Origin of the sequence: Enterococcus sp. DIV0008, from assembly GCF_050542615.1 — a bacterium.
GTDB lineage: Bacteria > Bacillota > Bacilli > Lactobacillales > Enterococcaceae > Enterococcus_D > Enterococcus_D innesii.
On record NZ_CP172937.1, the window covers coordinates 2,105,835 to 2,130,657 of the forward strand.

Here is a 24,823-nt window from a genome sequence, read left to right on the forward strand (position 1 = left end):
CTTGCTATCGTTTTTAGTCGATTTACATTGTTAATAACTTAAAGTATTATCTTTTTGTGCATATACAGGGTTGCCATCCGATAATCATAATGAATCATCGAAAATGCCAATAGTTCGCCATTTCTTAAATAACTATCATCCCTTACAATCAATGCTGGCATGCCTTCTTCTAAATGAAAGAAGGCAGCTTGTTCCTTCGTTAATGGTTTGCTCTGGATAAACTTGTCGATGAAGGCAACCGTCAGCTGTTTTTCTTCTGCCAAAGCTTGGAACATCGACCCATCCATCATCGTTTCGGAGATCTCCCCTACTATTTCAGGAATATAATAGGAACGTTCAATTAAATACGGTTTGTTATCTAGCGTGCGAAACCGCTGAACTTCGATAAAGTGTTGATCTTTCGCAAATTGTTTATGACTAGGGAGAAACAACGCATCGGCTGCCTTGACAAATCGTTTTGAGGCTTTGACTGTTCGAATATTTTTCTCACCTCGCGTCAAGTCTTCATTGAAGCCAAGATCTCCTTGTTCAACGGTGGGTTTTTGGTTGCTCTGAAAGCGAATATAAGAGCCTCGCCCTTGCATTTGATAGATCCAACCCATCTTGCTCAATTTATTGAGGGCTTGGCGTAAAGTATAACGAGAAACTGGATAAATCGCCAAAAGCTCTCGTTCACTGGGCATCTTCCCCTGCTCATTTCCAATGTCACCGGCTTCAATCTTTCTGATCAATTCTGCTGCTAAGTCTTCAATACTGAGTTTGGTCATCTAGCTACTCCTTTCTATTCGATTCTTTACTACTATTATCATCCTCGGCGTAAAAAAAGCCAGCTATTTTTCATAGCTGGCTTATCAAAAAACGGATAGATTATGCCTTCGTTGCGTTTGCTTGTTCGTCCTTGTATAATTTGCCATCATACATTTTGATGAATGGGAACCAAATCAAGAAAGCAACGACTGCACAGATGATTGCTAAAACAAAGGCACGCCAGTCACCACCTGAACCAATAAAGCCAGATAAGCCAATTGGCGTCGGCCACGCTACTTGAGCAATCGGTGGGTTAACAAAGCCTAGGTTGATGCCAAAATAAGCAACGGACATTGAAGCCATCGGTGCTAAGAAGAATGGAATCGCTGTGTACGGGTTGTATACCACTGGCATCCCGAACAAAATCGGTTCATTGATATTGAAGAAGGACGGCACGATCGCTGCTTTTCCTAAAGCACTTAACTGCGCTGATTTTGCAAAGAAGGCGATAAAGATCACCATTCCTAATGTCGCTCCTGAACCACCGATCGTAACAAAACTATTGTTAAACTCACCCGCAAAGGCAATGTTGGCACCATTTTGGTTTTCCACCATATTCGACAATACGATTGGCGTCAAGAATGAGGTCACGATCGTTGCCCCATGAATACCGACGATCCAAAGTGCATGCATGAAGAAGTAGATAACAAGTAGTCCGACCCAGGTACTGGTCAATTGCGTCACGAAACTAAAAGGAATCGCAATGACTTTGAAAATATCTGTGCCCATTGCGACTAATGCACCATTGATAACGATTACAGCTAATGAAGTCAGTGCCGTTGGGATCAATGCTGTAAAAGATGAAGATACTCCTGTTGGCACTGTATCAGGCATTTTGATGACAATATTGCGTTTCACACAGAATGCGTAGATTTTTACGGCAATGATCGCCATGATGATCGCTGTAAAGATCCCAGTTGTTCCTAAACGAGTCACCCCGCCAGCCATTTCCCAACCATCGATGATTTTTTGGTCATCAGAAATCACATTGACTAGTGTTGCCATACCACCTTCAAAAACTAGTTGTGGCAAGCACATAAAGAACGCCATCATTGAAAGCAACGCACCATTGACTGGGCTAAGAACGATTTTTTCTTCTTGCGCTTGGATTTTCGTGTACTCGTAACCAAACACGACACAGAAGTAAAGTGCTAAAATCCCCATTGTTGCGGTATTACCTAACATGTAAAGATTTTGGATCTTATCGAATGACGCACTCCAAATACCTTCTAATGCAGGGAAGCTTTGTGGCAAAACACTGACGATCAAGAACATTGATCCTACGATAGTGAAAGGAATCGACGCCATCCCGGCTGCCATGACCCCACGAACGATCCGTAACTGTGAGATTTTTCCCATTGGACCCATTAAGTAGCGGTCCAAGAAGGCAAACATTTTGTTATTTTCTGAATCCATTGACTGTTCCTCCTTGTGTTTCAAATGTAGTCAAATACGTGAAATACTTGTCGCGATCATGCTCGATCAACCAGGCTTTACGCTGGATGAACAGGCACGCCATCATGCCGACAGTAAACAAGGCAAGTAAGATGCCTCTACCCGATTGATTCATAAAAGGAATCAATGTTGCTTGCTGTCCGATCAAAATACCAAAAATTGCAATGAGATTAACGCCGAATTGGAGCCAATACCCGATTTTTGTCACCAGTAAACGATTCGATTGCTGCCAATATTTTTGAGTTTGTTCAATAAGTATAAGTCCATCAACGATCAATAAGGCAATGGGAATCAAACCCGCCCATGTCCATTGAGACAGGCTCAATAGGGTCCAATAAAGATTGACAAAGAAAAAGATCGCAGTCATATAACGAAAAAGTAAAAAACGATTAAACCGCATACTTTTGTTTGCATATTCTTTCTTGGCTGCTGGGGTTACCGGTTTCCTTTTGGTCACAAGTCCTTCTCCTTTCGTTTTGCTTCCGCTCGACAACTTGTTCGAACAAGTTATATTCTAGCAGAATTCCTGCTGAATGCAACCGATTTCTTTTTGAAAGTGTTCTCTGAAAATAACCTGCTTTTTCATATGTTATTTCTGAAAAGTTAAGCCGATCTCAAGGAACCGTGCAGGATAATACTGGAATGTTCCTGATGTTTGGCTTTTATTCGAGCAGAAAAAAAGTTATTTTTAGCATTACTTTTTGCAAAAAACATTTATTTCTGAAGGCTTTATCCCCCACGCAAGGCAACAGGTTTGTCAACTTGCTAACTTTACAGTACACTCTAAGTAACAAAATAGTTGATTTCGAACATGCGTTATTTTTATTAATCGACATTCCCTATACTCGTTCCTTAAAACGAAAGGAGATCCTCCCAATGGATGTATTAGAAACTTACTTAGCCAGCATTGAAGATCCAGTAAAGCAAAAAAAACTGCGTGCCTTATTTGCCGCTATTACCAAGAAATTTCCTGACCTTGTCCCAGTCATTAAGTGGAATCAGCCGATGTTCACCGCCCATGAGACCTTTATTATCGGTTTCAGTGTTTCAAAACCGCATTTTTCTGTCTCCCCTGAAACCAAGTGTCTTGAACAGTTTGCCGATGCCATCGAAAACGCTGGCTACAGCCATACGGATAACATTTTTCGCATCAAGTGGACTGAGCCGATCGATCAAGGATTGATTGAGGACATGATCGCCTTCAACCTGAAAGACAAAGCGGAGATGACCCGTTTTTGGCGCTGAGCGAATTTAGACTTCGTAAAAGAAGAGCAACCAAAAAACCGCAGAAGCCTGTTCGCTTCTGCGGTTTTTCTGACTTTTATAAGCCTAATTCTGGCGCTGGATCAAAGAATCCTGACCATAAGCTTGTTGACATCCCTAAATGTAGATGGACGCCAGTTGAATTCCCAGTCGTTCCCATACCGCCAACATATTGTCTAGCTGAGACGCTTTGTCCGACCGAGACAGCTGGCAGCGTACTAAAGTGCATGTAGTAGCTGTAAACACCATTGGCATGTTTGATGATCACATAGTTACCAGTTGACGGACCATAGCCCGCTTCAACGACTTCGCCTGCTTGGATCGCATAGATCGGCGTTCCTGTCCCCCCAGTAAAGTCGATGCCATTATGTTGATTTCCTGATGCACCTGTTGGATCTGTTCGATACCCAAAACGACTCGAAATATGAACCGAATCGACTGGCATTTGCCATCCACCTGTGCTTGCTTGTTCCTTTGGCTCAGCTGCTTGCTGCACAGGTGCAGGAGTAGCTGCAGTTTTTTCTGACGACACCGATGTTTCTGGCGCCACTGCGGCTTCCGTCTTCGGCTGGGCTGCTGCCACTGCTGCTTGTTGAACGGCAGGACTTTCGGCGGTTTCAGCTGACTTGTCTTCTGCTGCTTGCTGACGTTTTGCTGCTTCTTCTGCTTCTTTGCGCGCTTGTGCTTCTTGTGCTTCTTGCTCAGCCAGTTGCTTCAACGCTGCTTCTTTTTGCCGTTGTGCTTCTGCTTTGTCCGCTTCCAATTGGTCTTTTTTCTCTTCTTCGGTGTTCAACGCCAAGGCAAGGTCGGCTAGTGCAACGTCTTGATTCAATTTGACATCAGCTAATTCCGCTTGTTTTCCTTGCAATGCGCTTGACTGCTCTTCGATTGCAACCAATTGTTCCTGCAACTCTTTTTCCAATTTCTGGCTCGTTGCGATATCTTCTTGCTGTTGTTCGACAATGCTATTGCTGGCATTCATGATCGTTACTGAAGCGATCGCCCGTTGAATAGCTTCTCCGATGGACTCCGCATCAACGATTTTTTGGAACAAACGATTGGAAGGTTCTGACGTTTGAATGTCACGCGCTTGATTCGCCAGTACTTCTGTGCGCTTGATGATTTTCTCTTCAAGGACTTGGATCTCTTGTGCCAAGGCATTGACTTCTTCTTCCGTCGTCGTTTTCTTTTGTAGGATTGCTTGGATTTCTCCTTCAATCGATTGAATCTCTGCCTCTGTAGATCGTTTCAGTGATTCTAATGAGGTGGATTCATTTTTTATGTCATTGATTTTTTCATTTTGCTGTTGGATCTTCTGATCAAAGCTGTCTGCGGATACCGTCACGACAGGCAGCGCCAGCAAAACAAGTGAACTTGCAACCAAAAGTGTCTTTTTCATTTTTTCTCCTTAACTAGATGTGTCTTCTCGCTTTCTCTAGCATACCGAAAGATTTCATTCTTGGGGCTGTTTTCACAGAAATAACATCTGGCTGAAAGAAATTGACATCTAGCTGAAACAAAATTGTTAGAATATTTCAACGAAAAAGATTGCTTTTCTTCGTCATTTAACCTTCGTTACTTATCAATAGCTCGTTTCCTGACCGACTGCCTACAAAAGGGCCGCGATTTACAGCAAACAACAGGTGACCTATGCTATACTGAATAAAAAACGGAGGTTCTCATGATACAACAAGTGACCCAATTTACCGAATCTGAATTAGAAACCATCGCCCAGATTTGGTTGCAAAGTAATTTGGATGCCCATGACTTTATTTCAGCTGCCCATTGGCAAGATAACTATGACTTTGTGAAAAAAGCCTTTGCCGATGCCCTTATCTACACCTATTCGGTGGATGATCAGCCCGTCGGCTTCATCGGGATGTTGGATGAGTATATCGCTGGTATTTTCGTTTTGAAAAACTATCGTAGTCACGGCATTGGCAAGCAGCTTTTACAAAAAGTACAAGCAGAACACGAGAAGTTGACTCTGAATGTCTACCAAAAAAATACAGCTGCTATTGCGTTTTATCTCAAACATGGCTTTACCATCGTTACTGAACAACTGGACTCTGATACCAATGAAATCGAAAACACCATGGAGTGGCATCGTTGATGCTGCTCTTTTTCCTATTCCGTTTTTTCTACCAGTCAGTTAACGAACCCTTTGGCATCTTAAAAAAAATTCTACCGATCAAATAATAAATTTAGAACACATGTACAAATTTTGAATGAGTGACATGATTGCTTGCTTTCCTCTTCATGCAGCCCCTTGTCCACTTAGATTTCCACCGACTGCAATCCTTTTTATTCTAATAACATAAAGCAGTAGACTCTGTGCTGATTGAAGTGATTCATGTAAATAGCCTCCTCCTAAAGTTTAGGAAGAGGCTATTTACAGTTGAAACGAATTTATTCAGAAGGTTCTGCTGGATACTCCCGCAAGCGATACCCGACACCGATTTCAGTGATCAAATATTCTGGCTGCAGCGTATTGGTTTCGATTTTCTTGCGAATATTTGAAATATTGACTCGCAAGGTTTGTGCATCCGCTGCAAAAGGTCCCCAGACTTCGCTAGTTAGCGTATCGTAAGTGACGACTTTGCCTAAATTCTTGAACATTACTGCCATGATGCGGTATTCGTTTTTGGTCAAATGGATCTCATTTTGATTCTTGTACAGGATTTTTTTCTCAAAATCGATCGTTAACTCCTTGTTTACGAGAATCGGGCTGCTGCTAAAGGCAGCTGACTCTTTGTGCCGTAATGCCGTGCGGATACGGGCAAATAATTCATTGGTACTGAAGGGCTTCGTTACATAATCATCGGCACCGAGGTCTAATGCTTGCACTTTGTCTTGTTCATCTTTGCGGGCAGAGATCACGATGATCGGTGTGTTCATGCGCTTACGAATGATTTTCAACAGCTCCATGCCGTCAATGTCCGGTAAGCCCAGATCCAGCAAAATGAAGTCGATGGTTTCTTCCTGCAAGAGCATCAATGCCTCCATGCCAGTGCCGACTGATGTAAAGTTGTAATGCTCTCTTTGCAAGACGACCTCCATAAAATCAACGATATTCGAATCATCTTCAATCAATAAAAAATGTCGGTGCATGTTCTCCCTCCTTACTGCTTTAAATAAATACGAAAGATGGTACTGCCGGCTTTCGTTTCGATTGCTAATTTGCCTTCATGGGCATGGATGATGGTTTTGACGATACTCAATCCTATGCCTAGTCCATTTTTGGAATCCACCGGCACTTCGGTGTCATTGGTCAAATTCGCCTGGATTTTTTGGTATTGCCCTAAGGGGACCTCCCCTTGGTTTTCGATTTCAATGACTACTTCTTGCTCCTGAAAAACTCGCAAGAAAATCGGTGTATCGGCGGTTCCATGGCGAACCCCATTTTCAATCAAATTAAACAAGGCTTGTTCGATCAAGATGGGATCGACTTTCACAAAAATCAGCTGATCGGGCATCTTCACGATGATTTTTTGTTGCGGATAGACTTTTTTCAGGTGCGTCAAAACCGCTTCGATAATTTCTTCAATCGGTTCTTCACTGCGCTTGACCGCCATATTAGTCAAGTTGATGCGGGTCACCGACAGTAAGTTTTCGACCATACGGATCAACCACTGGGATTCACTTTGGATATCCCCTAGCAGTTTTTGTTTCGTTTCCATTTTGATCACGCCTTCGGTTTCACTCAATGTTTCGGCTATACCGGAAATCGTCGTCAGTGGCGTCCGCAAGTCATGAGAAACCGCACGCAGTAGATTGCTGCGGACTTTTTCCCGTTCGTTTTCTAATTGGATCTGTTCTTTCTCACTCGCTAATGAGACTTGCTCCAACACGGTCGCGATTTGGGTGATCACAAGGCGCAGATAATTCAACTGACTATTGGCCAACTGATGCTCCTCGTTGCGTTCTACCCCAAGGGCGCCTAGTGGTTTACCGTTTAAAACGATCGGCAAGTAAAATCCATTGGCACCAATCAGCGTATCTGTACCGCGACCGGCTTCTTTTTGATTTTTCACGACCCAAAAAGCGACGGCTTTCTCATCCTTGCCAGTCAGTTGAGACAGTGTTTCTCTTGATGAATGCAGACTTCTTAAATGACCTTCTCTGTCATATAACGCCACTTCTCGCTGGAGTAAGCGTGCCAAATAGGTGGTCGTACTTTCATAGATTTCTTGCTCATTCCGTGTTTCCATGTATTGTTTGTTCAGTTCATACAATATCTCCATTTGATGCTCTTTTTCCTTGGCATTTTCTGCTTGGGTCTTCAATCGAACCATCAAGTTACTGATCATCAAGGCAACGATCAGCATGATCACTAATGTGATTGGATAGCCTGCTTTATAGACCGTCAAGGAATACAAAGGTTCGACAAAGAACCAGTTGTAAGAAAGGACACTAATGATCGATGCCATGGCACTCCATAGATAGCCACTCGTGTAACGTGCCACTAAGAGAACAAAAAAGATATAAACCAGCATCAAATTCTGATCGCCGAAATGTAAGTACTGCATGCCTTCTGTCACTATGGTGGCGAGCATGATCAGCCCAAAGGTCAAGGTGAAATCTCGACCACCGCCTTCAAATAATTGCGAAAACGTCAGCCGTGGTCGCTGCATTTTTTCTTTAAAAGGAATCAAATGGATCTCAATATCATCAAGGCGCCGAATCAAGCGGTCTTCTAAATCCTCGACAAACAATTTTTGGAACCACTTCTGAGAAACCTGTTTCCCCATGATAATGTCACTGGCACCCGTCATTTTGGCATACTCTACGATGGTCTCAAAACTGTCATCCGCTTCGATGTTGATGACTTCTGCTCCCAAACGCTCTGCCAATGGCACCTCGGTAGGTGTATCATCTAACGATCGAACTTGGATAACCGTCCATTCGGCACCCACTCCTTGGGCTAAGCGGGCGGTCCAACGAATGCATTTCTCTGCCATTTTCGGCAAGCGATCATCAATGATCGTCAAAAGCTTGCTTTGGACTCGTTTTCGACCGCCGTTCATTTGATTGATATGATTGGAAGCTTTTTGGATCGCTAATCCCCGCAGATGATCAAGTTTTTCTGGCGTAAAAAAGTTTTTTAGCGCTCGTTTGGCATTTTCGTCGGCATAGATTTTTCCTTGTTCTAATCGATCGATCAGTTCGTCTGGTTCAACATCCACCACCCGCAAGCTGGCGTGCTGGAAAAAGGTGTCAGGGACCGTTTCTCTGACTTCCACTTCCGTGACCTTTTCCACGATATCATTCAGACTTTCGATATGCTGGACATTGATGGTCGTGTAGACGGTGATTCCTGCATTCAGTAATTCATCGACATCTTGGTAACGTTTTTTGTTTCGCGCACCAATGGGATTGGTATGTGCCAACTCATCGATCAAGACGATATCTGGTTTTAGTTGGATCAGTCGATCGATATCTGGCTCATAAAGGGTCAATTGCTTGTGTTGGTATTGCTTTAATGGTACTTGTGGTAACCCTTCAAGCAATCGATTGGTATCGGGACGTTTGTGGGGTTCGATATAGCCGATCACCACATTTTTGCCCATGAGTAAACACTCATGGGCTTCAGTTAACATCGTATAGGTTTTTCCAACACCGGCAGCAAAACCGAAAAATACCCGTAGCTTGCCACGTTTAGGTCCAAAGCCCGCTTGCAGCAGCATCTCTTCTGGGATCGTCTGCTGGTTGTTTTCACTCATAGATGCTTCCCCCTATTCTTCGGGTAATTGATCGAGCTGCTGATTCAAGGCCATGATATTGACATATTCTCTCGTGGAGAACAAATCAGCTACTTTATTCCTGTTTATTATATCATGAATTGTTTGTTCATCGATGCCTCTTGTGTCAGCGATCCGCGGCAGTTGAAAAAGTGCCGCTTCGACACTGATATCAGGATCAACGCCACTACCCGAAGCGGTCACGAGATCAATCGGCACACTGGTTTGGGTTGGGTTTTCTGCAAGTAACGCCGCTGTCCGCTCAGCTACAGTCTTTTTTTGGGTCGTATCATAGGGCGACAATTGTGAAACAGTTTGATCACGCCCTTGGAAGTAACCTGCTTGGTCAAAAGGTTGCGCAATTAGCTCAGATCCTTTGATCGCTCCGTCTTCCACGATTTGACTGCCGTTGGCTTGATGGGCAAAAAAGACTTGTCCGACTCCAGTGACCAACAATGTATAGAGACCGCCAAATAGCACGGTACTAAATAGTAAAAATTTGATACTGGCAAAGAGGGTGTTCTTCATCATGTTTTCCTCCTAAATGACTCCTTGACTCTGATGGATTTTTCTTATAGCAGAACAGCTGACAAAAGCAAATCTACTAGCTTGATGCAAATGAATGGTGCGATGATGCCGCCTAGTCCGTAGACGACCAGATTGTGCCGCAGCATTTGGCTGGCTGGTTTTTCTTGGTACTTGACCCCTTTCAACGCCAGAGGGATCAAGGCGATGATCACGACTGCATTGTAGATGACTGCGGACAAAATCGCCGTTAAGGGACTGCCAAGATTCATGATATTCAGCGCTGCGAGTTCTGGATAAATCGCATAAAACAGAACAGGGATCACTGCGAAATATTTGGCGATATCATTCGCGATACTAAAGGTCGTCAATGCTCCTCGGGTCATCAGCAGCTGTTTACCAATTTGGACTACTTGCAGTAATTTGGTTGGGCTGGAATCAAGGTCGATCATATTGCCCGCTTCTTTGGCTGCTTGCGTACCGGTATTCATCGCCATTGCCACATCGGCTTGGGCGAGTGCGGGTGCATCGTTGGTTCCATCCCCCGTCATCGCCACCAAATGCCCTTTTTCCTGATATTCGCGAATCAGGTTCATTTTGTTTTCTGGTGTTGCTTCGGCTAAGAAATCATCGACGCCCGCTTCGGCGGCAATAGCAGCTGCCGTCAAGGGGTTGTCCCCAGTGATCATGATCGTCTTGATGCCCATCTTGCGCATGTCGGCAAATTTTTCTTTGACGCCGTTTTTCACGATGTCTTTTAAATAAACGACTCCGAGTACTTGGCCATTTTTTACTACGACCAATGGGGTTCCACCAGCTTTAGCGACTTTTTCTACGATCTCGTCACACGCTGCGGGATAGGTCTGCCCTTTTGCCGTCACATATTGCTTGATCGTATCGGCAGCTCCTTTACGGATCTCATCGCCACGATAATCGATCCCAGACATCCGTGTTTTGGCACTAAAATCGATCCAATGAACATCGGCTTGCTGAAATTCCCGTTCACGAATATTGAAGGCTTCTTTGGCTAAAATCACGATACTGCGTCCTTCTGCCGTTTCATCGGCAAAAGATGCCAACTGCGCTGCATCTGCCAACTCTTTAGCGGTGACCCCCGTTACTGGCAAGAACTCACTGGCACGGCGGTTTCCCAGAGTAATGGTTCCTGTTTTATCCAGCAGCAAAACATCCACATCTCCTGCTGCTTCAATTGCGCGTCCACTCATGGCGATGACGTTTTCTTTGGTCAAACGACTCATTCCAGCGATCCCAATCGAGGAAATCAAGGCGCCGATCGTGGTTGGTGCAAGACAAATCAATAAAGCGATCACGATCACACTGGAAATCGCCGTTCCCCGACCAGATAACTGACTGCTAAAATCAGTAAAGGGAATCAATGTGATGGAAACAGCCAAGAAGATGATGGTCAGTGTCACTAAGAACAGCTGCAGGCCAATCTCATTGGGTGTTTTTTTCCGCTGTGTCCCTTCCACCATCGCAATCATCTTATCCAAAAAAGAATGACCATTTTCAGCGGTCACTTTGATGACCAAGTAATCGGAAACGACTAACGTTCCTCCCGTGACTGCACTGCGGTCGCCACCAGACTCACGAATGACAGGTGCTGATTCTCCTGTGATGGCACTTTCGTCCACCGAAGCAGCACCTTCAACGACGTCCCCATCGGCAGGAATTTGTTCGCCAGAAGGAACATAAACCAAGTCGCCTTTTTTCAAATCTGAAGAACGGACTTCGATAAAAGCCTCTTTGGCGACATCTTCCAAGGACATGACTTTGTAGGTCATGATTTCTTTTTTTGCTTGCTTCAAACTATCCGCTTGTGCTTTGCCGCGCCCTTCTGCCACTGCTTCGGCAAAATTGGCAAACAATATAGTCAACCATAAGAAGACAGTCACACTGATGCTAAACCACAACGGGACCGTTTGTTCTTGAAAACATAAAATCGTTGTCAAGATCGCCCCTAAATAAACTACAAACATCACGGGGTTTTTGATTTGTTGGCGAGGGTCCAATTTCTTAAAGGATTCGCCGATCGCCCATTGATAGATTTTTTTCATTTTTTTTCTCTCCTATTTCGTTGTAAAAAAGTCTGCGATTGGTCCTAAAGCCATCGCTGGTAAAAAGCTCAGTGCACCGATCACGATGATCACAATGATCAGCATCGTGACAAAGACTGGACTCGTGGTTGACAAGGTTCCTTCATTACGAACGGTTTTCTTTTTGGCACCCATGTTTTCTGCGAGATACAAAATGGCTGCGATGGGAACGAAACGTGAAACGAACATCAAGATACTACCCAAACTATTTAGGAAAACAGTATCTGCGGTCAAGCCGCCAAAGGCACTCCCGTTGTTGTTGCTGAAAGAAGTTGCTGCATACAACAGTTCGCTAAAGCCATGGGCGCCTTGGTTGGTTAGCCAGCTCATGATGTCAGGATGTAAGGTCATCAACATAGCCCCGAAAAGCGTCAGTAGCAATGGCGTCAAAATAACGATACTCGTCATTTTAATGTCAAAAGCTTCGATTTTTTTGCCGATATATTCGGGTGTTCGTCCGACTAATAAACCAGCGATAAAGACCGTCAATAATAGAAAAGCGATCATGCCATAAAGCCCGCTACCAACACCGCCAAAGATGATTTCTCCCAGCTGCATCAAGAACATCGGAATCGCACCCCCGAGTGGTGTGAAACTATCCAGCATGGCATTGACTGATCCACTGGAAGCAGCGGTGGTACTCACTGCCCAGAGACTCGACCAACCGACACCGAAACGTACTTCTTTGCCTTCTAAATTGGCATTCCCAAGCACTTGACTGAATTGCGGTCCATAACCTTCACTGATCACTACGCCAATAAAAGCTAGAATCAAAAAGACGGTTGCGGTGATCAAGATCGTACGTCCTTGTTTCCACTCTTTGATCCAAAAGCCAAAGGCAAAAATCAAAGCAGCTGGCAGCAACAAGATCGCTAAGTTTTCTAAAAAATTACTGAACATCGTTGGGTTTTCAAATGGATGGGCAGAGTTGGCGCCAAAGAAGCCGCCGCCGTTGGTCCCTAATTGCTTGATGGCGATTTGACTCGCTACCGGTCCGAGCGCCATCCAAAAGGATTCCCCTTCAAATCCATTGACTTCCACGCCGCTGCTCAACGTTTGGACGACGCCTTGAGACAGGAGCAAGATCGCTAAAATCAATGAAAGTGGTAAAAGAATATAGAGCAAAGAACGGGTGATGTCTTGCCAAAAATTTCCTACCGTTCGTTTTTGTTTTTGTTGCAGCCCACGAATCAAGGCACACAGTACGGCTAGTCCGACTGCCGCAGATAAGAAATTTTGCGCCGTTAATCCTAATGCTTGGGAAAGATTGGTCAGTGCTTCTTCCCCAGCGTAAGCTTGCCAGTTCGTGTTCGTCACAAAACTGACGGCTGTGTTCAATGCTAAGTCAAAGGACATATTCTCAACGGCTGCCCCTTGTGGTAACCAGTGCTGAACCATCAATAATCCGGTCAAACCGATGATGGAAAAGACACTGACGACCAAGACTGAGAATAGATAGGTTTTGGCGGTCATTTCTTTTTTGCTGACTGAACCAATCACTCGATAGGTCAACCGTTCAATCGGTTGAATAAAGCGGACAAACCGCGGTGTTTTTCCTTGCATGATTTCTTTGATATACCAGCCCAAAGGAACCGCTGCTGCTAGTAAGATCAGTAAAAATAAAAAGCCTTGCACAAAATAGCTACTCATTGTTCTCCCCCCTCAAACAAATACCAAAAGAGATAGATCATTACGATCACTCCGATTATTCCTAAAACAAGATTCATATTCTTCACTCCTTCATGACGTAAGCATACGCAAAAAGAAATAAAAATAGTGTAAATCTTCTGCTAGAGTCTTTATATCTTCTTTATACGTCTGCTTATCAGACAAGAAAACCGCAATACTGCAGGTTTTTTTTAGAAAACAAACTAAAAACAGCGGATATCCTTAACGATATCCGCTGTTATAGTCATTGAGACTTATTTCGTTTTTCTGCTTTTGTTCGTGTGTTTTTTACGAAAGAAGAAGATCCCCGCTAGTGCCACAAGGCTCACTCCTGCAATCGAATAGCCTTGAGTGATGGCTGTACCGGTCTTTGGTAACACCCGTTTGTCCTTTGCGGTCGCTTTGCTTTGTTTGCCAGGCTGACCTGCATCCGTTGGTTTTTCTTGCCCTTTGTTAGAATCATCTTTCTCTGGTTGCTGATCTTCCTCCTCTGGATCCTCTGCTTTTTCAATGACTTTGATCGTCGCTGTGGCGGTGACTGCTTCTTGTGAGTCAGTACCAAATAAGCGTGCGAAAAAGTTAGGAGTTGCTGCTTCATCAGTTACGATTGAATAGTTGACTTGATAGGTGCCCGTTTTCTTCGTATCAACCGAACCGTCCACCAGCAGTTGCTCCAACGTAAGTGTCTTACCATCACGATCTGTAGCGGAGACAAAATTGTCGGCAGCTGTCCAGTTGTCACCAACATAAATCACGCTATCTTTCACAGTTACAGAGGTTTGGTCTGCCAACACGGTGATCGTGGCAGTTGCTTCGGCTTTACCGTTGCGATAGGTTACTTGGTATCTGCCTGGTGTGGTGCTGTCAACTGTACCTACTGTTGTGATATCAGTCAGTTGCACTTCGTTGCCGTCTTTATCTGTTGCCGACACAAAGTTGTCGGCGGCTTGCCAGTTATCGCCCTCATAAATCGTACTGTCTTTAGCGACTACCGTTTCTTGGTCAGCCACCACGGTTATCATCGCAGTTGCTTTTACATTGCCATTTTGATAAACCACTGGGTACTCGCCTGCTTTGGAGGTATCGACTGAGCCACTAACCGTCACTCCTGAAAACGGTAGATTTGCTCCCGTTTTGTCTGTAGCTGAGACAAAGTTGTCGGCAGCTCCCCATTCTTCGCCGACGTATAGGGTACTGTCTTTGGCTTTGACGCTCGTTTGATCAGCTAACACGGTGATCGTGGCAGTTGTTTCAGTTTTACCATTGCGGTAAACCACTTCATATCTACCTGCTTTAGAGGTGTCAACTGTGCCTGATACCGTAATATCGGCAAATTCTAGTTCTTTGCCGTCTTTGTCTTTGGCTGACACAAAGTTGTCGGCGGCTTGCCAGTCATCGCCCTCATAAATCGTACTGTCTTTAGCGACTACCGTTTCTTGGTTGGCAACGACCGTAATCGTAGCAATAGCTTCCATTTTACCATTGCTATACGTGACTTTGTACTGGTCTTCTTTGCTCGTATCAACTGATCCACTAACGGTCACTGCTGAAAATGGTAGGTTTGCTCCGGTTTTGTCTGTGGCTGAGACAAAGTTGTCGATTGCTTGCCAGTCATCCCCGACATATAAGATGCTATCTTTGGCTTTAACTGATGTTTGATCAGCTAACACGGTGATCGTCGCTTTCGCCTCAGCTTTGCCATTGCGATAAATTACTTCATATTTCCCTGGTGTGGCGCTGTCGACTGTACCTACTGTTGTGATATCAGCCAGTTTTACTTCGTTGCCGTCTTTGTCTGTTGCCGACACAAAGTTGTCGGCGACTTGCCAGTCATCGCCTTCATAAATCGTACTGTCTTTGGCAACTACCGTTTCTTGGTCAGCCACCACTGTGACCATCGCAGTTGCTTTTACATTACCATTTTGATAAACCACTGGATACTTGCCTTCTTTGGAGGTATCGACTGAGCCACTAACCGTCACTGCTGAAAATGGTAGGTTCGCTCCGGTTTTGTCCGTTGCGGAAACAAAGTTGTCAACCGCATGCCAGTCATCACCAACATATAAGGTACTGTCTTTGGCTTTGACACTCGTTTGATCTGCCAATACAGTGATCGTCGCTGTTGCTTCGGCTTTGCCATTGCGATAGGTTACTTGGTATTCTCCTGGTACTTTCGTATCCACTTCACCACTGGTGGTAAGATCTGCCAGGGTTAGCGCTTGACCAGACTTATCTGTTGCGGACACAAAGTTATCTGCTAGTTCCCATGAATCACCAACATAGAGGGTGCTGTCTTTGACAACAACGGTCGCTTGGTTGGCAACAACCGTAATTGTTGCGACTGCTTTTTGATTGCCGTTTTGATAAACCACTGGATATTGACCTTCTTTGGAAGTATCAACAGCTCCACTAACGGTCACATTTGAAAATGGAACATTCGCTCCTGTTTTGTCCGTTGCCGAAACAAAGTTATCAACCGCATGCCAGTCATCCCCAACATATAAGGTACTGTCTTTGGCTTTGACACTCGTTTGATCTGCCAATACAGTGATCGTCGCTGTTGCTTCGGCTTTGCCGTTACGATAAATAACTTGGTATTCTCCTGGTGTATCCGTGTCAACTTCACCGATAATGGTCACTTCTGTTAGTGACAAGACGTTTCCATCTTTATCCGTTGCCGATAGAAAATTATCTTCTGCTGTCCATGCATCGCCCACATATAACGTGCTGTCTTTGGCTGTCACCGTTTCTTGGTTGGCAACAACAGTGATTGTCGCTGTATCGCTCACGTTGCCATTCATGTATTTGACTTCATAAGTGCCGACTTTAGATGTGTCGACCTCACCGTTGACGGTAATTTCCGAGAAGGACATTCCATTGCCATGCTTGTCTGTTGCCGAGACAAAATTATCTGCAGCATGCCACTCGTCTCCCACGTAGATCGTACTATCTTTCGTGACGATCGTTGATAAATCTTCTTCTGGTGTGATGCCTACTGAGAACTGATTGCCTGTCCGATTTACTTGGATTTCTTTACCAAGCTGAAGCTCCTGCGGCACAACGTAGCCTTCTGGGACGGAGGAAACATAAAGCGTATAGGTCCCCGTATAAATATCAGCTAATTGATACTCTCCCTTCTCATCTGTTACAACAGAAATGACATCTCCAGTCAACTGATTCCAAAGCATCAATGTAACGCCTGCAATTTTCTGAGTTGGTTCTTCGGTATTATAAACATCAAGTGACGCACTAGTTTTGTAAATGATCCCGTTTGAGTCACCTGCCGAAAATTGCAGGTTAGTCACCGTCGAAGTAGCCGTCCGTTTGGCTTCCGACAAGGTATCAATCGTATCAGAAACGATCGTTGCTGAAGCTGAGATTTGGCCGGCGTTTTGTGAAAGTACGTTGTAACTGATTTCGATATTTTTCGTTAGAACATAGTTTGAAAAGACAAGCTGTACGTCTCCGTCAACTTCTTTGACTTCGTAGCTGTCATCTGGCACATTCGAAACATTGATTGAACCTAGATCGATTTCACCATTGGTATTTCCCAATGATTTAAGAAGAATCGTTGGATTGGCTACCTTTTTCGAGCCATCATCGATATTTTTTGTTGTGACCTTGACCTGCGTCATGTTTTTTGTATTATTCACGGTATTTTGCGTAATCCCAATAATATCCGTCGCCGTATTGGAAACGGAGATGGTAGCTGAGCCTTGCTGATTATTTGATAACGGCTCTTTTGCAAAACCAGGCACATAAATCGTACTCATTTCCTGCCAACCATTGGCGTATTGATAGGAAATAATGTAGCGTCGATTCGTCGTCCCAAAATCAAAGGTGTAGTAGTTGGTTGCCTCATCATGGGTGATCGTCGGATAATTTGGATCGCTTTCTTTCATGGCTTGATTATTATAAGCGCCGCGATCCCAATATTGCGGATAAATGCCGTTTACTTGATCATTGGAAACATCAATGATCGAAAAAACAACCTCCGTGTTTTTCGGGACATGGGTCTCCACAGTCAAATCACTGATGGTATCTTGACGAGCGTTCACCAAAAATTGGTTTTTACTACTTTGAAGCGTTTGTTCTTGGTATTGTTTCCTCCCTGTAGTAACAGTCGTTTCAATTTTATCAATGCCATCTGCTGTAAATGTCACAGGAATCGTATCCACCGGAATTCTAGTGGCTGGCGATAAACTGTCCGGCACATAATTGAAGCCCAAATCAAATTGTACAGAAGCTGTAATTGGTGTTGTAAAAGTTACTAACGTGCCCCCTTCTACCTTCTCAATCGTATAATCAGTTCCTAAAATATAATAGAAACCAACTTTTGGTACTTTTCTGAGTGAAAGATACTCGGGATGTTCAATAAACACTTGTAAATTTTCGATTGGTTGTGAGGTGCTGCCTTCGATGTTAACGGAGGTATCACTCATGTAAGCACCATTTTGATCATAATTTCCCCAAGCCGTTTCAGCGTTATTGGGATTAAGAACACTGATTGGTTCGACGTAGTTGTCTTCAACGATTTTGAATTCTTTATTAGCAATTAACGGTGTCGAGACATTGAGGATGATATCTTTCTGATCAAAAGGCACCGTTGCATACATCCAACCAAACGAAAGATTACTGTCTTTTGTAGCGGTCAAAATTAATTTATCTCCAGTATTTTCGACAGAAAAATAATCCGCAAAGTTCACATTCTGATAAAAGGCATCTCTTGCTGTTAACTGTTTCGCAGTGATCGGCTGTCCGTTTTGACTGGAAAGGATAACTTGCTGCCCCGCTTTCATCGCTGTCGGCATTTCGTGAATGCTTAAAATGTAACTTCCCTTTGTGTTGTTGTTAAAACTACCGGATGCCACATTCGAAAAGTATCTTGAAGCGACTTCCTTTTCATCTTTGCTGGTTTTTGCGGTAAAGGCAATCCCTCTATATTGGGCAGTTGTTTGCTTCAGTTGTACCGAACCGAAACCGGTCGTTGGATATCCTTTCGAAAAATAATAGGTAGAATCCGTCAGCTCGGTCAAGCTCATAGTGAATTGATAAGAAACCCCATAAGCCTTTTGTTTGTCCATCTGTTTGATTTCAACAGCAGTATTGTAAAGACTATCTGAGGTAATCGTGTAGTCTGTCCCTTCGACTAAGGCTGTTTGTGTTTCTGGCTTGATCTTTCCTTTGATATCCACCTCATAGCTGAAAACTTTTAACGGTTGGGTCTCAATCTTTTTGAACACTGCTCCCGGTGTATCAACCAATCGCAATGAGAGGGTCTCTGTCCCAGACAACATCCGATCAACGTTGTAGTAGACCATTCCTTCCATCCCAAAGACATTTTTTTCTGACACATATTGAATCGGGTCAACTTCTTCATACAAATCAATGGCATAGCTTGTCTGCTTTTGATCGCCCATCTCAATGGTTAGCTGAGGCTTGTCTTCTGAATAAAGATAACTAGTCAAGTCGATCGAAAACGATGCATCATGTATGGATTGGTTAAAGGTGATCGTTAATTGATGGGCGGTACTATCTACTGCCCACGAAGCATTGATTGCTTCATTTGATCCTTGCATATCACTAAAACCAAGGCCTTCCGGCAGTTCAAAAACAGCAGTGGTGCCGGCTAAATAGTCTTCGTCATTGATTTCAAAGTCTAATTTCAGTTTCACCGGACTATTGTTTAAAATCCGCGTTTCTTCCGTTTGACTGAACTCCTCACCAGCAATCGTAAGTAATGTCCCTTTTTCCAAAAGCTCTTGTCCATTGATGCGGGTGCTGACACGGGAACTCTTTTCGGCTCCTTTGGCCTCTTTCGATTCGGTTTCTGAAGAACTTGCTTGCGTCGAATCTGTGGTATCTACTGTATGTGTTGAAGAAGTTGTTGCAGGCGTTTCACTTTGACTCGTTGCTGCTGCATCCGTCTCTGGGGTTGCTTCGCCGCTTTCTTCTGAAGAACGATCCGTTTGAGTAGTCTCAGTTATTTGCGCGTCGCTTGCGTTTGTTTCATTGGCAATGTCGCTGGTTGATTCCAGCAGATGATTTGCGTTATCTAAAGTACGAATGGTTTGTTCCTGTTCCGTGGTTTCCGCAAGCGCCATGACCGGAGTGATCACTTGGGACAGACCTAGAGCGGTCACAACAATGCCATGACGAATTCGTTTATTTCTCTTTTTCATTTTTTTCCTCCATTAAATATATGTAGTTTTAACTGATTGCTTTACGGATTTTTTTTCCAACTTCTAATTCTTCCCCATTAAAAAAGCAAAGAACATTGTTTGTTCGATCAATCATTTTGATTTGTCGCGTATTAATAATGTACGATTTGAATACTTTATAATATTCAGGTAGATCTAACTGTTTGATGACCTTCAATGAAGTTTCAAGGCACTCAACTGATTTTTTTTGATGGAATACGATTCGGTTTCGCTCTCCTTTGATTGTTGTTATGTAGTTGATTGCTTCAGCGTCAACGATCATCAACTCTCGTTTACTGACAATTTTTAATAAGTGCTTTTTTCCCAGCAATGATCGTTTCACTTCAATTGCTTCTGTTAACAAATTTCTTAACTGCATTGCCACATCCTTTTCTTCTGTATCGATGATTCCTAAAGGACAGATAAGATTCAGTTTCTTGATTTCGATTTTGGACGCATAGGCACCATAAAAAGCAATTTGACACTTTTTGCACTGCTCCCTCAATCGCCCTGCTAATTGAAAACTTCGATCAAATCCCATCATTTCAATGGAAAATAAAAATAAATCGTTCACATCTGTTAGGTACCCTTCAAGAAAAGAATCTAGTTCTTCCGGTGAAATGATCTCCACCATAGAATAAGGAACATGACTTTCAGTGATCATTTTTTTCATCACATTTCCATTAAAAAAGTTGTCATCTACTATATAAACAGCGAAATTGCTCAAATTTGCAGACATCTTAATTCTCCTTTTCACATCATTTCTAATTGTATTCTTAATTAAAAATGCCTGCTTGCACTTTCAAACGAATTAACGAAACGTTTATGCAAAAAAGGTAGTTTAAATTAAAAACAAAGTAAGAAAAGACTTTATAATTGGTCTAAACCTATTATAGTAAAGGAGATTCCGGCGTACTGCTTTCTTAACACATTTATAAGACAGAAAGCGCAAACAACAATAATAACTTACGTTTTTTTAAGTAGTTCAACTAGTTAGCTATTCCAAAGCTTACCGACTGCTACCCAACCTTTCTAATGATTTTCAAAAAATAAACTTCTACCAAAAAAAATATTAATCGTTATTTATTCTTCATTTTTTCGCAAAAAAAAGCTACCCTTCTCTTTGGGCAGTCCGTTCATGGGTAATCAACTGTTTCCTCTGAAGATTTTCCATAAAAATAAAAGTGATCATTAGCCGCTGCAAGATGCAATCAAAAAAATTTTCTACTTAATTTACCATATCGAATCTTCATGGACACGACAAAAAACCATTTATTTTGAACAATAAATGGCCTGTTTGCTGCTTTTTTTTATGCTTCTGATTTACATGCATCCCATGAATTTTAATTGTTTTTTTCCTTCTATATTAATAAGGAATTTCTTACAAGTGCTCATGGGGTTTTATCATCTGTTTTGTTTAATGCTCGTTTTAGTTTTCGATTATGCCAAATCAAATAGGCGATGATCAGACATAATACACAACCAATCGATAAATAGAGAAGGAGCGGCGAAGAGGTTTCTTCAATACTGACATCTTGCTCGTTTCTTTCTTGCGCTTCTTGACTTGCAACTTGGAAGGTAGGCTCTCCTTGCCATTCTTGATCAGCTGCTTTGAGAATCGTTTTTATTTCATACTCTCCTGATTGCAGTTCGTTTCCCTCTAATGGCAGTGCGTAATTCATTAACGCATTGGGCGCTAATTGGACCTCTTTTTCCCCTTTGATGGCGGTTGCTTGCCCATCATGAAATACTTCGTACGTAAGCGTAGCTTTACTGAGATAATCGGCCGCTGTATTTTCCACCGCTACGATGATGACATTACGGCGATTGATCTCTTCCAAATGAGCTTCTTCAATTCGGACCGCTGGCGGGATGTCAGATTCTTTGTTTCGAAGCAATACTGCTACTTCTCTGGCTAATAGGTTTTGAACATTCCCTTGAAACTCTTCACTGCCGGTTTGCTGTACGTATAGTCCCCCTGCCAAAATCCCATCAAAAGATTTAGATGGCATCCGAACTGTCAAAGTGATTTCTTTTTGTTCATCAGGAGCAAGCGAAAGTGTTTCATTACTTAAGTTGACGAGTTCTTCGATAGGATAAGGAGTTGAAGGCGTTGCTTCTTCATTTGCCCCAGAGTACTCAACGACGCCAGTCATGTTCGTGACCGCTCGATTAAAGGATAGCTGTAAATTGATTGGTTGCTCGCTTTTATTGGAAACCATGACCGCTAGTTTTTCTTCTGCCTTGGGCTCCAGCAACAAATCATAGTACATCAACTCTTTGTCCCGCTGTGACTCTGGCAATTTGATTTGAACATCGAAGGTATCAAGCGAATCTGCTGCCCCCGTACTACTAGTACCAATGAAAAATAAGACCATTAGAATACTTACTACCCAATTCTGAAATCCTTTGCCTCGAACTTTCTTCTGATGCATCCTGTCAGATCCTTTCTACACAAAATAGGAAAGAAAAATCAGCTAGCATAAAAAGCAGCCGCTCAGGCAAGCTGCTTTTTTTCTGCTAACTGTTACGCAATGACTACTGCCCTATGGGGTCGTCGGCGCACTGCTGATCGTCCAAACCAAGGTCGTTTGATAGGTTGCTGATTGTTTTTCCGTATTGGCTGGGATCGAAAGGGTAAATTGTTCTAAAGGCATCGACGTTTCACCGATCCCTTCGCCAGCGTTGGCGGTCAAGAAGGCATACTCATTGTTGATCGCCGCAAAATCAAGCTCGCCATTGGCAATATCACTGGCTCCGGTTGGCGGCAAACTTAAGTTGTTGGTCAAGGTACCCGTATCTACTGTTAATACCGCACCGTCCAACGTGCTGTCTCCCGCCGTAAATTGGGTTGCTTGCCGTACTTTGATTGCCCAAGAAGAGTTCGCCTGTCCTCGGTTATCGCTGACTGCAACTGCTCCTCTTTGTATCGTGGATCCATCCCCAGGTAATCCAGTTCCATCCGTTGTTGCCACCCACGTTTCGGCATTTTCTGTTTGGATCTCATGGGCACCAAAATCTAAATTCGTTGGTAGCTGCGTATTGGGATCACTCCCGCCTTTATCCGGGTCAAACACGATGCCACCAGAGGTATATTCTACGACACCGGTCGTGTCGTCCGCTTGCACTGTCGCACCGATGCTAAGTGTCGTCAATATTCCTAATGCCCCCACTACGTATTTCTTTGAAATCATTTTACCGTCCTCCTTTTTTTGATGCTAAAGATCAATGTCAGACTAATGAAGAATCCGCCTATTATGGGCAGCCAAAAGTAATTGGCCTCTGCAAGCTGCGGCAGCGGTTCTTCCGCGTTAGTGACCGTTTCTTGACTGGTCGGTGGTTCAATTTCTTCATCAATTGAATCACTGCTAGATGTTTCCGTTGGTCCTTCATAAAACTCAATGTTGCCGGTCGTCGTATTGGCTACTGCTGATGGAACGATACTGTAGAAACTGCCGATCAGCAAAATCAGAAGTAGCACAAGGGAATTCTTTTTCATTCTGCTTTTCCTTTTCAAGGTGTATCGGAAACGGTCCACACGACTGTGGCGCGATACTGACCTTGAAATTTAGGTGTTTTCTCAGGTATAAATAAATTGAACTGGGAAAAATTAACAGTCAGTCCACCAGTCGATGCCGCATTTTCCAACGTCACCACATTTTTTTCGACATTTTGCTGCAGGGCAATCGTTGCATTATCAGGTAAAACCACTCGACCGTCCGTAAAGGTCGAATTGACAGTTCCAAGCTGAACCCTTAATTCGGCGGCTGGCAATGTGCGTGTACCATTGACCCAATTGGTGGATTGTCTGACCTTCACTTGCCATTTTTTCTGCCGATTGCGGGTATCATTGATCCGTAAAATCCCAGTTGTAGCAGCTGCGCTTTGATCGCCGTTGGCGGTTGCCCGCCATGTCTCGCTCTTTTTCGTTTGAATGGCATGTCGGCCAAAATTCAGCTGAGTCGGCAGATTCGTCCGATCCATCGTCAATGCTTCGACCATAAAATAAACCATAGTTTGGCGACTGCTGATATTTAGCGCACTAAAGTTCAAGAGATTGATATCCGTCGGCTTTGCTTTCAACACAGAAGCCGAAAAATTGGCGGTCCAATTTGCGGTCAACTGACCTGGACCTGAAAGTAACGTCGGAATTTGAACATCCGTTGCTCCTAAAACAGCTGCATCCGCCATTTGTTCTTGGACAGTTGCCAAATCATTCAACGCTGAATTCACGCTGCTAAGCAAAGTATTCAGTAACCCTTGCAGCAATGCGCGAACGACGCCGCCAATATCGATGCCGATTACTCGGATCTGGGTATTTTGAATTGCAGTACTTAAATTCCGTAGAATTTGCGGGACATTGGTTCCTAAGACGACACCAAGGTTCGAACTCATATTGGTATACAAAGCTTCTCTTTGGGTGGTGAACTGCAACGGACTGGTTATTTCTACATTCCCGATATTTCCGACAGTCTTTAGTAAAGAAATCTGCTGGTTGATCGCTGTCAAATCGATTTGAACAATCCCAAGGTTGAGATTTAGTGAACTGGTCAAGGAATCAAGTGCCGTTAAGATCGCATTCAGCAGTGGGACATTGGCAATATTGACTGTGGTCGACGTCTTGATGGCTGCTGATCCATTGGCACTGATGCTATTTCTCAATTCTGCTGGGATCGCTAATAAAGCAAATTTATCTTCCCCACTGACATTGACAGAAGCGTTCAACCCGCCGTTGCCTTTGATCGAAAAAGTCACTGGTCGATTTGTCACGCTGCCTGGCCATGGAACGCTTACTGAGGTGCCACTTGTATTGGCACTCGTTAAATTGCTTAAAATCTCCACATCTAAAACATTCACTGCTGCTTCGGCTTTTATTGTCGTTGTTAAAAGATACAAATTGACGAAACTGATGCTGGTCAAAAAGAGAATTAATTGGCTGATCGTCCATTTGTAAAAACGTTTTTCCCTCCTTCTGCTTTCCATACCATTTCTAACCCTTTCTTTACGAAACGATGATCATTGCTTCAAAACTATTATTCACTAGAGA

The 24,823-nt window shown here is 43.5% G+C and carries 17 protein-coding genes; 2 read left to right on the forward strand and 15 right to left on the reverse strand.

Annotation, left to right across the window (positions count from 1 at the left end; genetic code table 11):
• Positions 1–38: 38 nt before the first annotated feature.
• The 3 genes from IGI84_RS10065 to IGI84_RS10075 form a co-directional block, all read right to left on the reverse strand.
• Positions 39–767 (reverse strand): GntR family transcriptional regulator, encoded by a 729-nt coding sequence (locus IGI84_RS10065; protein WP_220427059.1) that lies wholly within the window; start codon positions 765–767, stop codon positions 39–41.
• Between the two features lie 100 nt (positions 768–867).
• Positions 868–2,223, reverse strand: coding sequence for a PTS cellobiose transporter subunit IIC (gene celB / locus IGI84_RS10070; protein WP_081119318.1), 1,356 nt, complete (start codon positions 2,221–2,223; stop codon positions 868–870).
• Positions 2,207–2,719: a hypothetical protein gene (locus tag IGI84_RS10075; protein ID WP_140964991.1), complete on the reverse strand. Its 513-nt coding sequence runs from the start codon at positions 2,717–2,719 to the stop codon at positions 2,207–2,209. The genes celB and IGI84_RS10075 overlap by 17 nt, the downstream gene beginning before the upstream one ends.
• 419 nt (positions 2,720–3,138) lie before the next feature.
• Here IGI84_RS10075 and IGI84_RS10080 point away from each other — a divergent pair, with 419 nt between their 5' ends.
• Positions 3,139–3,507 carry an iron chaperone gene (locus tag IGI84_RS10080; RefSeq protein WP_430600267.1) on the forward strand — a complete coding sequence of 123 codons (369 nt, stop codon included), beginning with the start codon at positions 3,139–3,141 and terminating at the stop codon, positions 3,505–3,507.
• Between the two features lie 76 nt (positions 3,508–3,583).
• Here the strand turns inward: IGI84_RS10080 and IGI84_RS10085 are convergent, their stop codons facing one another.
• Complete coding sequence (locus tag IGI84_RS10085) at positions 3,584–4,924, reverse strand: peptidoglycan DD-metalloendopeptidase family protein (RefSeq protein ID WP_430600268.1); 1,341 nt, start codon at positions 4,922–4,924, stop codon at positions 3,584–3,586.
• A 282-nt stretch (positions 4,925–5,206) separates the two neighbouring features.
• Here IGI84_RS10085 and IGI84_RS10090 point away from each other — a divergent pair, with 282 nt between their 5' ends.
• Complete coding sequence (locus IGI84_RS10090; protein WP_430600269.1) at positions 5,207–5,638, forward strand: GNAT family N-acetyltransferase; 432 nt, start codon at positions 5,207–5,209, stop codon at positions 5,636–5,638.
• A gap of 296 nt (positions 5,639–5,934) precedes the next feature.
• On the opposite strand, the gene IGI84_RS10095 is transcribed toward IGI84_RS10090, so the two are convergent.
• The 11 genes from IGI84_RS10095 to IGI84_RS10145 all read right to left on the reverse strand — a co-directional run bounded on the left by IGI84_RS10095 (position 5,935) and on the right by IGI84_RS10145 (position 24,759).
• Complete coding sequence (locus tag IGI84_RS10095) at positions 5,935–6,636, reverse strand: response regulator transcription factor (protein ID WP_077454585.1); 702 nt, start codon at positions 6,634–6,636, stop codon at positions 5,935–5,937.
• An 11-nt stretch (positions 6,637–6,647) separates the two neighbouring features.
• Positions 6,648–9,248, reverse strand: a complete 2,601-nt coding sequence (locus tag IGI84_RS10100) for a DUF4118 domain-containing protein (RefSeq protein WP_430600270.1) — start codon at positions 9,246–9,248, stop codon at positions 6,648–6,650.
• A gap of 12 nt (positions 9,249–9,260) precedes the next feature.
• Complete coding sequence (locus tag IGI84_RS10105) at positions 9,261–9,797, reverse strand: potassium-transporting ATPase subunit C (RefSeq protein WP_430600271.1); 537 nt, start codon at positions 9,795–9,797, stop codon at positions 9,261–9,263.
• 41 nt (positions 9,798–9,838) lie between these two features.
• A complete protein-coding gene (gene kdpB / locus IGI84_RS10110) occupies positions 9,839–11,869 on the reverse strand; it encodes a potassium-transporting ATPase subunit KdpB (protein ID WP_430600273.1) in 2,031 nt (676 codons plus the stop codon).
• 12 nt (positions 11,870–11,881) lie between these two features.
• Positions 11,882–13,558, reverse strand: a complete 1,677-nt coding sequence (kdpA, locus tag IGI84_RS10115) for a potassium-transporting ATPase subunit KdpA (protein WP_430600274.1) — start codon at positions 13,556–13,558, stop codon at positions 11,882–11,884.
• A gap of 272 nt (positions 13,559–13,830) precedes the next feature.
• Entirely contained in the window at positions 13,831–19,758 is a 5,928-nt protein-coding gene (locus IGI84_RS10120; protein ID WP_430600276.1) for a bacterial Ig-like domain-containing protein, read from the reverse strand.
• A 28-nt stretch (positions 19,759–19,786) separates the two neighbouring features.
• The gene (locus IGI84_RS10125; RefSeq protein ID WP_430600277.1) at positions 19,787–20,515 is read right to left on the reverse strand and encodes a LytTR family transcriptional regulator DNA-binding domain-containing protein; all 729 of its coding nucleotides are present in this window, start codon (positions 20,513–20,515) and stop codon (positions 19,787–19,789) included.
• A gap of 652 nt (positions 20,516–21,167) precedes the next feature.
• The gene (locus IGI84_RS10130; protein WP_081119336.1) at positions 21,168–22,211 is read right to left on the reverse strand and encodes a DUF916 and DUF3324 domain-containing protein; all 1,044 of its coding nucleotides are present in this window, start codon (positions 22,209–22,211) and stop codon (positions 21,168–21,170) included.
• Positions 22,212–22,322: 111 nt separating this feature from the next.
• Positions 22,323–22,970, reverse strand: coding sequence for a WxL domain-containing protein (locus IGI84_RS10135; protein WP_430600278.1), 648 nt, complete (start codon positions 22,968–22,970; stop codon positions 22,323–22,325).
• On the reverse strand, positions 22,967–23,275 hold the full coding sequence (locus IGI84_RS10140; protein WP_077454631.1) for an LPXTG cell wall anchor domain-containing protein: 309 nt from the start codon (positions 23,273–23,275) through the stop codon (positions 22,967–22,969). Before IGI84_RS10140 ends, IGI84_RS10135 begins: the two co-directional genes overlap by 4 nt.
• A gap of 14 nt (positions 23,276–23,289) precedes the next feature.
• The gene (locus IGI84_RS10145) at positions 23,290–24,759 is read right to left on the reverse strand and encodes an adhesive domain-containing protein (RefSeq protein WP_430600280.1); all 1,470 of its coding nucleotides are present in this window, start codon (positions 24,757–24,759) and stop codon (positions 23,290–23,292) included.
• Between the last annotated feature and the right edge of the window lie 64 nt (positions 24,760–24,823).